Annotated in this window: 11 protein-coding genes; 4 read left to right on the top strand and 7 right to left on the bottom strand. The window is 64.0% G+C overall.

All coding sequences use genetic code 11. The features are described 5' to 3' along the window. Positions 1 to 16 precede the first annotated feature (16 nt). Positions 17 to 1,591 carry a glycerol-3-phosphate dehydrogenase gene (gene glpD / locus SDENCHOL_RS10035; RefSeq protein ID WP_154717108.1) on the bottom strand — a complete coding sequence of 525 codons (1,575 nt, stop codon included), beginning with the start codon at positions 1,589 to 1,591 and terminating at the stop codon, positions 17 to 19. A gap of 247 nt (positions 1,592 to 1,838) precedes the next feature. Here glpD and nirB point away from each other — a divergent pair, with 247 nt between their 5' ends. From nirB to clpB, 3 genes are all read left to right on the top strand, one after another. Continuing rightward, on the top strand, positions 1,839 to 4,307 hold the full coding sequence (gene nirB / locus SDENCHOL_RS10030; protein ID WP_154717107.1) for a nitrite reductase large subunit NirB: 2,469 nt from the start codon (positions 1,839 to 1,841) through the stop codon (positions 4,305 to 4,307). Between the two features lie 21 nt (positions 4,308 to 4,328). Beyond that, the gene (nirD, locus tag SDENCHOL_RS10025) at positions 4,329 to 4,637 is read left to right on the top strand and encodes a nitrite reductase small subunit NirD (RefSeq protein WP_154717106.1); all 309 of its coding nucleotides are present in this window, start codon (positions 4,329 to 4,331) and stop codon (positions 4,635 to 4,637) included. A gap of 171 nt (positions 4,638 to 4,808) precedes the next feature. Further along, entirely contained in the window at positions 4,809 to 7,391 is a 2,583-nt protein-coding gene (gene clpB / locus SDENCHOL_RS10020; protein ID WP_154717105.1) for an ATP-dependent chaperone ClpB, read from the top strand. 75 nt (positions 7,392 to 7,466) lie between these two features. On the opposite strand, the gene SDENCHOL_RS10015 is transcribed toward clpB, so the two are convergent. After that, positions 7,467 to 9,257 carry a sensor domain-containing diguanylate cyclase gene (locus SDENCHOL_RS10015; RefSeq protein ID WP_231912964.1) on the bottom strand — a complete coding sequence of 597 codons (1,791 nt, stop codon included), beginning with the start codon at positions 9,255 to 9,257 and terminating at the stop codon, positions 7,467 to 7,469. A gap of 250 nt (positions 9,258 to 9,507) precedes the next feature. Here SDENCHOL_RS10015 and SDENCHOL_RS10010 point away from each other — a divergent pair, with 250 nt between their 5' ends. Then, positions 9,508 to 10,329 (top strand): hypothetical protein, encoded by an 822-nt coding sequence (locus tag SDENCHOL_RS10010; RefSeq protein WP_154717103.1) that lies wholly within the window; start codon positions 9,508 to 9,510, stop codon positions 10,327 to 10,329. A gap of 31 nt (positions 10,330 to 10,360) precedes the next feature. Here the strand turns inward: SDENCHOL_RS10010 and SDENCHOL_RS10005 are convergent, their stop codons facing one another. The 5 genes from SDENCHOL_RS10005 to SDENCHOL_RS09985 all read right to left on the bottom strand — a co-directional run bounded on the left by SDENCHOL_RS10005 (position 10,361) and on the right by SDENCHOL_RS09985 (position 13,367). Next, positions 10,361 to 10,642: a BolA family protein gene (locus SDENCHOL_RS10005; protein ID WP_154717102.1), complete on the bottom strand. Its 282-nt coding sequence runs from the start codon at positions 10,640 to 10,642 to the stop codon at positions 10,361 to 10,363. A gap of 17 nt (positions 10,643 to 10,659) precedes the next feature. After that, positions 10,660 to 10,962, bottom strand: coding sequence for a YciI family protein (locus tag SDENCHOL_RS10000; RefSeq protein WP_154717101.1), 303 nt, complete (start codon positions 10,960 to 10,962; stop codon positions 10,660 to 10,662). A 2-nt stretch (positions 10,963 to 10,964) separates the two neighbouring features. Further along, positions 10,965 to 11,588 (bottom strand): septation protein A, encoded by a 624-nt coding sequence (locus SDENCHOL_RS09995; protein ID WP_154717100.1) that lies wholly within the window; start codon positions 11,586 to 11,588, stop codon positions 10,965 to 10,967. Positions 11,589 to 11,623: 35 nt separating this feature from the next. Then, positions 11,624 to 12,034 (bottom strand): peptide-methionine (R)-S-oxide reductase MsrB, encoded by a 411-nt coding sequence (gene msrB, locus SDENCHOL_RS09990; RefSeq protein ID WP_154717099.1) that lies wholly within the window; start codon positions 12,032 to 12,034, stop codon positions 11,624 to 11,626. Between the two features lie 115 nt (positions 12,035 to 12,149). Then, positions 12,150 to 13,367 carry a DUF2863 family protein gene (locus SDENCHOL_RS09985; protein WP_154717098.1) on the bottom strand — a complete coding sequence of 406 codons (1,218 nt, stop codon included), beginning with the start codon at positions 13,365 to 13,367 and terminating at the stop codon, positions 12,150 to 12,152. Between the last annotated feature and the right edge of the window lie 47 nt (positions 13,368 to 13,414).

Here is a 13,414-nt window from a genome sequence, read left to right as displayed (position 1 = left end):
CTCTATTCCTTTATTCCTATTCCTTTGCTTCCAGCCCAGGCGCCGGGTAGCGTTCGGCAAACCAGGCGGCAAAGGCGGCGCGTTCGGCCGGGCGCATGCGCAATCCGGCCTTGCTGCGACGCCACAGGACGTCGTCGGCGTCTTGCGCCCATTCATGCGTGACGAACCAGGCCACTTCGCGCTCGAACAGTCCGCCGCCGAAATCGCGCCCGAGTTCATCCGGGCCGCAGGTTGTGCCGAGCACGGCGGCCGTCAGGCTGCCATGACGGCGCGCCAACTGCTGCAACAGGCCGGCCGGGAGCGCCGGATAGCTGCGCCGCAGTTCGGCCAGCAGTTGCGTGAAATCGGCGAACTCGCCGCCGGGCAGGGCCTGGCTGGCCGTCCAGGCGCGGCCCATGTCGGGGAACCAGGGCGCAAGCCGGGTGAGGGCGGCTTCGGCCAGGCGCCGATGGGTGGTCAGCTTGCCGCCGAAGATGGAGAGCAGGGGCGCGGCGTCTGGCGGGGCGTCCAGCAGGAAGGTGTAATCGCGGGTCACCGCCGCCGGATCGCCGTGGCCGTCATCGAACAGCGGGCGCAGCCCGGCATAGCTCCAGACGACATCGGCCGGCTGCGGCGCCTGGCGGAAAAAACGGCCGACGGCACGGCAGAGATAGTCGATTTCCCCGGCCGAGGCGGTTGGCGGGGCGTCGAGAGCGGCGACGGTATCGGCATCGCTGCGTTCGAGTTTTATTTCGGTGGTGCCGATCAGGCTGTAATCCTCCTCGAAGGGCAGCACGAAGACGACGCGATGATCGTCGTTCTGCAGCAGCCAGCCGTGATCGCCCGCATACAGGCGCGGCACGACGATGTGGCTGCCCTTGATGAGCTGGACCGCTGGCCGGTGGCTGCCGTGCTGCGGCGGTTGCCGTTGCGGCAGGCAGGCGGCAAGCACTGCGCTCACCCAGGGGCCGGCCGCATTGACCACGGCGCGGGCAGCGGCTTCACTGCGCTGGCCGTGATGTTCCAGTTGGATGCGCCAGCATGTGCCGTCGCGGTGGGCGGCGAGGCAGCGGGTGCGGGTGCGAATCACGGCGCCGAGGCCGGCGGCCGAGCGCGCGGTGGCCAGGGTCAGGCGCGCGTCGTCATCGATGACGTCGGAATAGACGAATCCCTTGCCATGCACCGCATGCAGCAGACCGGCAAAGGGCGCGCGGCGCAGGTCGACGGTACTGGAGGCAGGCAGCGTGGTGCGTGGCGCGTCGTGGCGCAGGCGTCCCAGGTTGTCATAGAGCAGCAGCCCCAGACGGATCATCCAGGCCGGGCGTTGCCGCTTCACGTGCGGCATGACGATGGCGAGCGGGCGCGCCAGGTGAGGCGCGATCTTCAGCATCACTTCGCGCTCGGCCAGCGCTTCGGCCACCAGGCGGAATTCGTAATGTTCCAGGTAGCGCAGGCCGCCATGGATCATCTTGCTGCTGGCCGAAGACGTTGCTCCGGCGATGTCGCCCTGCTCGACCAGACAGACGGACAGACCGCGCCCGGCGGCATCGCGGGCAATGGCCGCACCGTTGATGCCGCCACCGATGATCAGCAGGTCGCAAGGCCTGTCCATGTCGTTTCCTGAGCTCTGCGAAGGGGACGCTGGCAGTAGATCATGGGGGCGAGTGGGGGTCAATGCGCGCCGCCGTGCGGCAATCGCTGCGCTGCACCTTCATGGGGCAGTCTGCTCGCGGACGCACCGCATGGGTGGGGTCGATGCCATGCGAATCCATCGAAACCGTTGAGTGCAGGCCAGTCCAGCCTCCTGGCACGGCGATTGCTGAAGAGTCTTCGGGCTCATTTGCAATCGAGGGGCAGGCATGAAAAAACTCAAGCTGGTTCTCGTCGGCAACGGCATGGCCGGTTGCCGCACGCTGGAAGAACTGCTCAGGCTCGCGCCGGATCTTTACGATGTCGTCGTGTTCGGCGCCGAACCGCATCCGAATTACAACCGCATCCTGCTCTCGCCGGTGCTGGCCGGCGAGATGACGCTGCAGGACATCGTGCTCAACGATCTCGACTGGTATCGCGACAACCGCATCCGCCTGCATCTGAACAAGAAGGTCGTCAGGATCGACCGGCGCGCATGCAAGGTGGTGGCCGAAGATGGTACCGAAGAGACCTACGACCGGCTGTTGCTGGCGACCGGCTCGCATCCCTTCATGCTGCCGATTCCCGGCAAGGATCTGCCTGGCGTCATCGCCTATCGCGACATCGCGGATACCGATGCGATGATCGCCGCCGCCGAACACGGTAGCCGGGCGGTCGTCATCGGGGCCGGCCTGCTCGGCCTGGAAGCGGCCAACGGACTCAAGCTGCGCGGCATGGCGGTCGGCGTGGTGCATATCGCGGACTGGATCATGGATCGCCAGCTCGACGAAACCGCCGCAAGCATGCTGCAGCGGTCGCTTGAGGACAAGGGCCTCGAATTCTTCCTCGGCAGGCGCACCTGCGAACTCGTCGCCGGCCCGGATGACCGCGTCGCCGCCGTGCGCTTCGAGGATGGCGAGGAAGTGACGGCGGATCTCGTCGTCATGGCGGTCGGCATCCGCCCGAATACCGGGATTGCCGAATCCGCCGGCATCCACTGCAATCGCGGCATCGTCGTTAACGACACCATGCAGACTTACGACCCGCGCATCTACGCCGTCGGCGAATGCGCCAACCATCGCGGAACCGCCTATGGATTGGTGGCGCCGCTGTTCGAGCAGGCCAAGGTCTGCGCCAACCACCTCGCCCGGTTCGGCATCGGCCGCTATGCCGGCTCGGTGACCTCGACCAAGCTCAAGGTGACCGGCATCGACGTGTTCTCGGCCGGCAATTTCGGCGGCGGCGACGCGGGTGAAGGCTTCGAGGAAATCGTCCTGCACGATCCGGCCGGTGGCGTCTACAAGAAGCTGGTGGTGAAGGACGACAGGCTGGTCGGCGGCGTGCTCTACGGCGATACCAGCGACGGCGCCTGGTACTTCCAGATGCTGCGCGACGGCCAGAACATCCGTGAGATTCGCGATCACCTGATGTTCGGTGGCGCCGGCAACCGTCACGGCGGCGACGCCGGCCATGCCGGGCAGAACAAGGCGGCGGCGCTGCCCGACAGCGCCGAGGTCTGCGGCTGCAACGGCGTCTGCAAGGGCAGCATCGTCAAGGCGATCAAGGAGCAGGGCTTGTTCACCCTCGACGAAGTGCGCAAGCACACCAAGGCCTCCAGCTCCTGCGGTTCCTGCACGGGCCTGGTCGAACAGATTCTCGCCTCGACCATCGGCGGCGCCTACGCGCCGGCCGACAGCAAGACCAGGCCGCTCTGCGCCTGCACCGAGCGCAGTCACGCCGAAGTGCGCCAGGCGATCCGCGAGCACAGGCTGCTGTCGATTCCGCAGGCCATGCACTTCCTCGAATGGCGCACGCCCGACGGCTGCGCGACCTGCCGCCCGGCGCTCAACTACTACCTGATCTCGACCTGGCCGCACGAGGCCGAGGACGATCCGCAGTCGCGCTTCGTCAACGAACGCGGCCATGCCAACATCCAGAAGGACGGCACCTACTCGGTTGTGCCGCGCATGCTCGGCGGCGTCACCACGCCGGCCGAACTGCGGCGCATCGCCGACGTCGCCGAGAAGTACGCGGTACCGATGCTCAAGCTCACCGGCGGCCAGCGCATCGACCTGCTCGGCGTGAGGAAGGAAGACCTGCCCAAGGTGTGGAAGGATCTCGGCATGCCGAGCGGCCATGCCTACGGCAAGAGCATCCGCACGGTGAAGACCTGCGTCGGTGCAGAGTTCTGTCGCTTCGGCACGCAGAATTCGACGCGGATGGGCATCGACCTCGAAGAAATGCTGTTCGGCATGTGGAGCCCGCACAAGGTCAAGCTGGCGGTCTCCGGCTGTCCGCGCAACTGCGCCGAGGCCGGCATCAAGGACGTCGGCGTGATCGGCGTCGAATCCGGCTGGGAGATCTACGTCGCGGGCAACGGCGGCATCAAGACCGAAGTCGCCGAGTTTCTCTGCAAGGTCGGGACACGTGAGGACGTGCTCGAATACACGGCCGCCTTCCTCCAGCTCTACCGCGAGGAAGCCTGGTATCTCGACCGCACCGTGCATTACGTCCAGCGCGTCGGCCTCGATCATGTGAAGAAGAACGTCGTCGAGGATGCCGTGCGGCGCAAGGAACTCGGCGCGCGCCTGCTCGACGCGCTGCGGGGCTACGAAGACCCGTGGAAAAAGGCCGTCGATCAGGCGCCGGCGCAGCCGCTGCGCCGCCAGTACGAGATCATCGACATCGCCAAGGCATAGGGAGAGTATGGGGAGAACAGCATGAAGGAATGGAAACTGGTCTGCGCGCTGGACGAAATCCCGCGTTTGGGCAGCCGCGTCGTCAAGACCTCTGGGCCCGACATCGCCGTGTTCCGCACGGCCGAGGACGAGGTGTTCGCCATGCATGATCGCTGCCCGCACAAGGGTGGGCCGCTGTCGCAGGGCATCGTGCATGGCCGTCGCGTCACTTGTCCCCTGCATGGCATGAACATCGGCCTGACGGATGGGCAGGCCGTGGCTCCCGATGTCGGCCAGGTGCCCTGCATCGCGGTCAGGATTGATGCGGGTCGCGTGTATCTCGAACTTTGACGTGGCCCACTGCCGATGAAGCCGGCATGGGCAGATCTTTTCTGCCGGCCGGCCATGGATCGGGGCTGTTCGGCGCTTGTTCGGCGTTTTTCCGCTGCGCATGGCTCTTGAATTGGGACTTGGCAACCCCATCTGCGCTCCAATTGAATCTCATACAGGAGCCGCGCCATCATGCGTTACGATAAATTCACCACCAAGTTCCAGCAGGCGCTGGCCGATGCCCAGAGTCTGGCGATCGGCAACGACCAGCAGTTCATCGAGCCGCAACACCTGCTGCTGGCGCTGCTCGAACAGGAAGACGGCGCCACGGTCTCGCTGCTGGCGCGGGCCGGCGCCAATGCCGCTGCCCTCAAGGGCGCGCTCAGAAAGTCCCTGGAGCGCCTGCCCAAGGTCGAAGGCCATGGCGGCGAGATCAGCGTCGGCCGCGATCTGGGCAACCTGCTCAATCTGACCGACAAGGAAGCGCAGAAGGCGGGCGACCAGTTCATCGCATCCGAGATGTTCCTGCTGGCCTTGGCTGGCGACAAGGGTGAGGCTGGCCGCTTGCTGAAGGAGCATGGCGTCAGCCGCGCCGCGCTCGAACAGGCCATCCAGGCGGTGCGTGGCGGTCAGAACGTGAGCTCACAGGAAGCCGAGGGGCAGCGTGAGGCGCTGGGCAAATACACGCTTGATCTGACCGAACGCGCCCGCTTGGGCAAGCTCGATCCGGTGATCGGCCGCGACGACGAGATTCGCCGTGCCATCCAGATCCTGCAGCGGCGTACCAAGAACAACCCGGTTCTGATCGGCGAGCCGGGCGTGGGCAAGACGGCCATCGTCGAAGGCTTGGCGCAGCGCATCGTCAATGGCGAGGTGCCCGAGACGCTGAAGGGCAAGAAGGTGCTCTCGCTCGACATGGCGGCGCTGCTGGCCGGCGCCAAGTACCGCGGCGAGTTCGAGGAGCGCCTGAAGGCGGTGCTGAAGGAAATCGCCCAGGACGAGGGCCGCATCATCGTCTTCATCGACGAGATCCATACCATGGTCGGCGCCGGCAAGGCCGAGGGCGCGATCGACGCCGGCAACATGCTCAAGCCCGCCCTGGCGCGCGGCGAGCTGCATTGCATCGGCGCGACCACGCTCGACGAATACCGCAAGTACATCGAGAAGGATGCCGCGCTGGAGCGCCGCTTCCAGAAGGTGCTGGTCGATGAGCCGAGCGTGGAATCGACCATCGCCATCCTGCGCGGCCTGCAGGAGAAGTACGAACTGCACCATGGCGTGGACATCACCGACCCGGCCATCGTCGCCGCGGCGGAGCTTTCGCACCGCTACATCACCGACCGCTTCCTGCCCGACAAGGCCATCGACCTGATCGACGAGGCGGCCGCGCGCATCAAGATGGAAATCGACTCCAAGCCGGAGGCGATGGACAAGCTCGAACGGCGCCTGATCCAGCTCAAGATCGAGCGCGAGGCGGTGAAGAAGGAAAAGGACGAGGCTTCGCAGAAGCGTCTGGCCCTGATCGAAGACGAGATCGAGCAGCTCGGCAAGGAGTATTCCGACCTGGAGGAAATCTGGAAGGCCGAGAAGGCCGCCGTGCAGGGTTCGGCGCACATCAAGGAAGAAATCGACAGGCTGCGCGCCGAGATCAACAAGCTGCAGCGCGAAGGCAAACTGGAAAAGGTCGCCGAGCTGCAATACGGCAAGCTGCCGCAACTGGAAGCTCAGTTGAAGGCCGCCGAGAAGTCGGGCAATGGTGAAAAACAGCCCAACCAGTTGCTGCGCACCCAGGTCGGCACCGAGGAGATCGCCGAGGTGGTTTCGCGCGCGACGGGAATTCCGGTCTCCAAGATGATGCAGGGCGAGCGCGACAAGCTGCTGAAGATGGAAGAGCGCCTGCATCAGCGGGTGATCGGCCAGGACGAAGCCGTGCGCCTGGTGTCGGACGCCATCCGCCGCTCGCGCGCCGGTCTGTCGGACGAGAACCGTCCTTATGGCTCATTCCTGTTCCTCGGCCCGACGGGGGTCGGCAAGACCGAGCTGTGCAAGACCCTGGCCGAATTCCTCTTCGATTCCGAGGATCACCTGATCCGCATCGACATGAGCGAGTTCATGGAGAAGCATTCCGTCGCCCGCCTGATCGGCGCGCCGCCGGGCTACGTCGGCTACGAGGAGGGCGGTTACCTCACCGAGCTGGTGCGTCGCAAGCCTTACAGCGTGATTCTCCTCGATGAAGTCGAGAAGGCGCATCCGGACGTCTTCAACGTGCTGCTGCAAGTGCTCGACGACGGCCGCATGACCGATGGCCAGGGCCGCACCGTGGACTTCAAGAACACGGTGATCGTGATGACTTCCAACCTGGGCTCGCAGATGATCCAGAGCATGGCCGAAGCGGATTACCAGGTGGTGAAGCTGGCCGTGATGGGCGAGGTCAAGACGCATTTTCGCCCCGAGTTCGTGAACCGCATCGACGAGATCGTGGTTTTCCATGCGCTGGATGAAAAGAACATCGCCGGCATCGCCAGGATCCAGTTGGGCTATCTGCAGCGCCGCCTGGCGCGTCTGGAAATCGGCCTGCAGGTCGATGACGACGCCCTGGCCGAGATCGCCAAGGCCGGTTTCGATCCGGTGTATGGCGCCCGGCCGCTGAAGCGGGCGATCCAGGATCGCCTGGAAAATCCGCTTGCCAGGCAGATACTCGAAGGCCGCTTCGCCGCCAAGGATCTGATCAAGGTGCGCGCCGAGCGCGGGCAGTTGGTGTTCGAGAAGCAGTAAGAGTACGGCGCTGGCAGTCAGGGAAGGAGAGTGAAGCGCAAAGAAGGCTGAGGCCGCGCTGCACCTCTCCGTGCATCAATGCTCGTCACAGCCGGGCGCAGGCTGACAGTGGCCATAGCATTGCAGATTGTTGCGGCCCGAACTCTTGGCGCGATACATGGCCGTGTCGGCGTTCTTGATCAGGCTGTCGATGTCTTCGCCGTCGTGGGGATAGATGGCGATGCCGATACTGGGCGTGATGCGGAGTTCGTGGCCGGCAATCCGGTAAGGTTCGGCGAGGATGAGCAGCAATTTCTGAGCGAACAGGGCCACCTGTTCGGTATCCGCCAGGTTGGGTGCCAGGATGATGAATTCGTCGCCGCCCTGACGCGAAACGGTGTCGCTGTCGCGCACGTTCTCCTTGAGGCGCCGGGCCACTTCGCACAACAGCGAATCGCCGACGTCGTGGCCATGGGTGTCGTTGACCGGCTTGAAATGGTCGAGATCGATGAACATGACGGCAAAGCGTGTGTTGTAGCGCCTGGCGCTGGCCAGTTCATGGGCGAGACGATCGAGCAGCAGGGCGCGGTTGGGCAGGTCGGTGAGGAAGTCGTACTGCGCCAGATGGCGGGTGCGCTCCTCGCTGGCCTTGCGCTCGGTGATGTCGGAAAAGATGCTGATGTAGTTTTCGATATCGCCGTGGCTGTCGCGTACGGTGCTGACGGACACCTGTACCGGAAAAATGCTGCCATCCTTGCGCCGGTTCCATGTTTCCCCATCCCAGTGGCCGATTTCGTTCAACTGGTTGGCCATCTTGTCGTACATGTCTGCATCATGCTTGCCGGAACGCAGCAGTTCCGGGGTCTTGCCGATGGCTTCCGCAGCGGCATATCCGGTGATTGTCGTGAATGCCGCATTGACCGATACGATGCGGTTTTGCGTATTGACGATTACGATGCCTTCGTGGCTGTTGGCGAATACCTGGGCTGCAAGATGCAGCTCCGTCTGCGTCTGGCGCAGTTGGTGGAGTACGATGGCCAGGGTCATGCCGACCATGCTGAACAGTGCAATGAACCACCACAGGCTCAGGAGCGTTGCGTAATGCTGCTCGTCGGCAAACATGCCGACATTGTGGCGAATGCTGACAAGTACCAGCGAGAAAAAGACGACGATCAAGAGTGATGTGGCGTGACGCCCGAAGCTGATCGCCGCCCAGACGATCAGTGCCATCAACATGAGGCTGGGGATCGTGTCGACGAGCAGTCCGTATGATGCCCGTTCGCTAAAGATGACGGCGGCAATCAGGCTGGCAATGAGCAGCAGTCCGGCAAACTCGGACATGTACTGGCGGCGCGGCAGCTTGCGCGTGTTGCCGAACCAGATCAGCAATGCCGGCGCGGCGTTGAGCAGTCCCATCGAATCGCCCAGCCACCATTCGACATAGGCGTTGAGGGGGTTGCCCGGCGCTGCCGCGCCCGACAGCAGCGGCAGAAGCGTCCCGCAGGCCGCGCTGATGCCGGGCGCGATGAAGGCGCCGTACATCAGCAACATGCGATAGTCCTTGAGACGGGACAGGCTGCGATCGAAATCGTGCTTCTTCAGCATGTCGATGACCAGCGCGGTTGCCAGCCCGTTGCCCAGCCCGGTCGCCAGCGCCAGCAGTATCCCCTGGCCTGCAAGCAGACAGGCTGCGGCAGTTCCGGCGACGACGCCGGGCCACAGGCGCGGGCCGGCGAACAGCAGCAGGGCGAAGGCAAAGCCGAAGCCTCTGCCACCCAGGTTGATGTGGGTGCCATGCACGGGTGAATGCAGCAGCAGCGAAACCAGCGCAAAAATAACCACCGTTACGCCGAGCAGGCGTAACGGCGGCTGATCGAAATGGGGCAATGAATTTGAGTTCTGGAATGCCATTGGGGAGGCGGCATGCTGTTGTAATGGCTTGCACTATTCCAGAAATAAAGCATTGTGACAATTCGACAAAAGTATAATCGGCAGGTTGCCGGCTGGCTGGAACAGGTCATTTTGCAGTGCCGGGTTTTATGAATATCATCCGGACTTTTGACTGCCGACGACAGACACAGGGAGGGGCCGGACAATGCACGCTCAATTCAGCCGCGATGATCGAATTGCGACCATCATGAAATCGCCGCAAGCGGTTGCCATCCACGACAAGCAGGCCTGGATGGCGATTTTTGCCCGTTACAACATCGTCGAGGATCCGGTTGGCGCGCCGGCGCACGTCAGCGGCGTGTTCGACAAACGGACCGGCGTGCGCGGCAATGGTCCGCTCTCCCGTTTCTACGATTGCTTCATTGCGCCGATGCAGATCGTCTTTCACGTCGACCGCGACATCGTCTGCGGCAACAGCGTGGTGCGCGATCTGACAATAGAAATCGGCATGTCGCCGCAGATCACCCTGCGCGTGCCGATGCACGCGCACTATGAGCTGATCGAGGAGGATGGCGAGTTGAAGGTGCAGCATCTGGCCGCGCATTGGGAGCTTTGGCCCATGCTCAAGCAGCAGATGTCCTTCGGTCTGGCCAGCCTGACGGCCGGCCTTGCCCTGGGGCAGCGCATGATCGGTCAGCTAGGCTGGCGCGGCATGCTGCAGTTCATGTCCGGTGTTTTCGGCATCGGCCAAACCGGCAAGGCGCAGGTTGCCGAGTTTGTCGCGGCGTACAACCAGCGCGACTTCGAGCGCATCAAGACGCTGCTGAGTTCGGATTTCGCCGGTCTGGCCTGGCCGGCGGAAGCGCCGCTGGCGGGGATGGAGCGGCTCGCCGAACTGCAGGGGAATCTGCAGACCGGCAAGACCCTGGCGGCCGGCAGTTACGTCACGGCCAGCTTTTCCCTGGCGGATCCCGCCGCTGCCGCGCAACTGCGGCAAGGCGTGATTTTCTTCGAGTTCAACATGCACGAGAAAAAGATCCAGCGCATCCGTTTCTACGTCGAGCCCTGAGCTGTCCGGGCTGCCTGGGTTGCCGGGTTGTCTAGGCTGTCCGGGCGGCAGCCGCCTCGGCCGGCGTCCTGGCGTCGATGTTCATCGCGTGGATGTCTTCTTTCATCAGCTCGCCGAGGGCGGCATAGACCATGCGGTGGCGGGCCACCTTGTTTTTGCCTTCGAACCGGGCCGAGACGATCTGCATGCGGAAGTGGCTGCCGTCGGTGCGGTAGCCGCCGTGGCCGAGGTGCTGGTGGCTGTCGTCGAAGACTTCCAGCGATTGCGGTTCGAGGCAGGCGAGGCGGGCGCGGATGGTGTCGATCTTGCTCATGGCGGTTCCGGTCGGGATTACTTGGGAAAAACCTGCTTGAAGGGGCGCACCCAGTGGCTGCGGAAGACGCCGGCAGCGACATAGGGATCTGCCTGCAGCCAGCGTTCCGCTTCGGCCTGGGAGGGAAATTCGGCGACGATCAGGCTGCCGGCAAAGCCGGCCGGGCCGGGATCGGCTGCGTCGATGGCCGGCAGCGGGCCGGCCAGCAGCAGCCGGCCCTGGTCATGGAGCGTCTGCAGGCGGGCCAGATGCTCGGCGCGCACGGCCAGGCGTTTTTCCAGGCTGTCGGCGGCGTCCTCGCCGTACAAGGCGTAAAGCATGGTCATTTTTCCTCGATGTATTTCGCCAGATAGACGCCCTGGCCGAGGATGAACATGAACATCAGCCCCATCGTGCCGAACAGCTTGAAATTGACCCAGATGTCGGTCGACAGATCGAGGCCGAAGGCGATCAGCAGATTGAGGGCGCCCAGCAACAGAAAGAAGCCGACCCAGGCGAAATTGAGTTTCCGCCACAGCGGTTCGGGCAGTTGCACCTGGGCTTCGAGCATTTCGCGAATCAGGTTTTTCTTCAGCAGCAGCGGCGCGCCCAGCAGGACGGCGGCAAACAGCCAGTAGAGCACGGTCGGCTTCCATTTGATGAAGGCTTCATCATGGAAAATCAGCGTCAGGCTGCCGAAGAAGACCACCAGGATCAGGCTGGCCCAAAGCATTTTGTCGACCTTGCCGTGACGCAGCCAGACCCAGGAAATCTGCAGGGCGGTGGCGACGATGACGACCAGCGTGGCGACCAGGATGGGGGCCTGGGCGAGCGTGATCGCGCTGCCGATACCCAGCGGGGCGAGGGTCTGGGTGATGAAGTCCAGCGCGGCTTCCGGCCTTTTTTCGGACAGTTTGAAGGCGAGGAAGAAGAGGATGACTGGAAACAGGTCGAAAAGAAATTTCATGGTGCGGAGATTATACAAATTGTTGAGTAAGTTGCTCAGGTTTTGTCGGGCTGCGCGGCTTCGAGCTTCACTGCGGCGGAATTGATGCAGTAGCGCAGGCCGTGCGGCGCCGGGCCGTCGGTGAAGACGTGGCCCAGATGGGCATCGCAACGCTTGCAGAGCACTTCGGTGCGCTCCATGCCGTGGCTGTGGTCGTCCGCTTCGCTGATGGCCGCGGCAGCCAGCGGCTGGCTGAAGCTCGGCCAGCCGCAGCCGGCGTCGAATTTGTCGGCTGCATCGAACAAGGGCGTACCGCAGCAGACGCAGCGGTAGATGCCCGGCGCGTGCGTGTTCCAGTATTCGCCGCTGAACGCGCGTTCGGTGCCCTTCTCGCGGGTCACGTGGTATTGCAGCGGGCTGAGGCAGGCTTGCCATTCGGCAGCGGATTTGATGATCTTGTCTGACATGCTTGGCTCCCGGGTCGTTGGCCGTCGGCTCCCGTCGCAGGACGGGAGGCAAGGATCAATGCTGGGCAACAGTGGTGCGGATGGCGCGCAAGGATGCAACGATGCGCAAGCCGAATCAATGCAGATGGCGTGGCAGGACTTCGATCTGGTCCTCGGGCATTTCGGCGTGCACCGGCTCGCCCTCGGGATCCGGATAAAGCGGGCTGCCGCAGTCGTCGCAGTATTCGAGCGGCAGGCGATGATCGAGCTGGAGAATTTCACCGATGCCGATTTCGCGCAGCAGGGTTTCGATCTGCGCCGGAATGTCGGTATTGTCGTCTTCGGCGTCGAGCAAGGCCCAGACGACGCCGTGGATCACCTGGTTGGAGTTTTGCAGGGTGAAGCCGATGCGATATTCCTCCAGTTGTTGCTCGTAGAAAGGCGCGATGACGGCGCGCAACTGGTTGGCCGCGATGTCCAGCATGCTGCCGAGATAGCTGACCGAGGCGCGCAGCGAGTAGGGGCGCGAGCTGCGATCGGCATTGCGGCAGGCGGTGTGATAGGACTGCGGCAGCAGGAGTTCGCTGGCGCAGCCGGGCAGCAGCGGGCGCAAGGCTTCGCCCCCCTGGGTTTGCCAGCGCCGCAGCACTTCGCCGCGCTCGCTGCCGGCATCGTCTTCCTGCCAGCGGAACAGCGCGGCGCCGGACGCGACGGCGGCAACGCCGAGCAGATAGCGGGTGTCGGAAAGAAAGCTGGCAGTTTCCGGCAGTTGCGCCGGATCGAGGTTCAGGTCGCGCCCGTGCATTGCGCATTCACCCAGACGCCCGGCCAATTGCGCGGTTTCGCAATAGCTTTGCGGCAACTGGTCGGGGCTGAACAGGTAGTCGGCCAGCGCCAGTTGCACGCCTTCGGCAAACACGTGGGCCTGCAACTGTACCCGCAAGCTGGCCAGCACCGCCGCGCTGATCGAACCAAACGGAATGGCATAGCGCGACCAGGCGAGCAGGGGCGCATTGAACAGCACGAGGCTGGTGCCGGGTGGTGAGAACGCGGCGGCAGGGACGTTCTTTGCTGCGGCCGGGGCGACAGCCGGACGGCTCTCGCAGCGCGTCTCGATCATCTCGGCCAGGGCATCGTAGGCCGGTCCCTTGGCTGCATACAGATGATCCAGCGCGGCCGTCAGGGTGGCTTCGTCGCCGTCTTCGAGCAGGTGGTCGATGCGGCGGGCAAGGCGCGCCTCCCAGTGGGCATCCTCGTTGCGGCAGCAGGAGTGTCCCAAGCCATTTGCCAGGCGGATGAGTTCGTCGAAATCCGGCGTCTGCCGTGTCTGGCGCGGGAGCCGGTTGCGTTTCATGCGTGGCGTCCTGAATGATTCGGAACTGCGCATTGTAACATCCCACC

Origin of the sequence: Sterolibacterium denitrificans (genome assembly GCF_900174485.1) — a bacterium.
In the GTDB taxonomy this organism is placed as follows: Bacteria; Pseudomonadota; Gammaproteobacteria; order Burkholderiales; family Rhodocyclaceae; genus Sterolibacterium; species Sterolibacterium denitrificans.
The sequence above is the reverse complement of the archived record's forward strand: the minus strand, read 5'-3'. Positions and strand labels throughout refer to the sequence as shown.

What these genes read in the sequence shown, in the direction of transcription:
- glpD (WP_154717108.1), bottom strand. Translation starts at nt 1,591, where the DNA reads ATGGACAGGCCTTGCGACCTGCTGATCATCGGTGGCGGCATCAACGGT.
- nirB (WP_154717107.1), top strand. Translation starts at nt 1,839, where the DNA reads ATGAAAAAACTCAAGCTGGTTCTCGTCGGCAACGGCATGGCCGGTTGC.
- nirD (WP_154717106.1), top strand. Translation starts at nt 4,329, where the DNA reads ATGAAGGAATGGAAACTGGTCTGCGCGCTGGACGAAATCCCGCGTTTG.
- clpB (WP_154717105.1), top strand. Translation starts at nt 4,809, where the DNA reads ATGCGTTACGATAAATTCACCACCAAGTTCCAGCAGGCGCTGGCCGAT.
- SDENCHOL_RS10010 (WP_154717103.1), top strand. Translation starts at nt 9,508, where the DNA reads ATGAAATCGCCGCAAGCGGTTGCCATCCACGACAAGCAGGCCTGGATG.
- SDENCHOL_RS10005 (WP_154717102.1), bottom strand. Translation starts at nt 10,642, where the DNA reads ATGAGCAAGATCGACACCATCCGCGCCCGCCTCGCCTGCCTCGAACCG.
- SDENCHOL_RS10000 (WP_154717101.1), bottom strand. Translation starts at nt 10,962, where the DNA reads ATGCTTTACGCCTTGTACGGCGAGGACGCCGCCGACAGCCTGGAAAAA.
- SDENCHOL_RS09995 (WP_154717100.1), bottom strand. Translation starts at nt 11,588, where the DNA reads ATGAAATTTCTTTTCGACCTGTTTCCAGTCATCCTCTTCTTCCTCGCC.
- msrB (WP_154717099.1), bottom strand. Translation starts at nt 12,034, where the DNA reads ATGTCAGACAAGATCATCAAATCCGCTGCCGAATGGCAAGCCTGCCTC.
- SDENCHOL_RS09985 (WP_154717098.1), bottom strand. Translation starts at nt 13,367, where the DNA reads ATGAAACGCAACCGGCTCCCGCGCCAGACACGGCAGACGCCGGATTTC.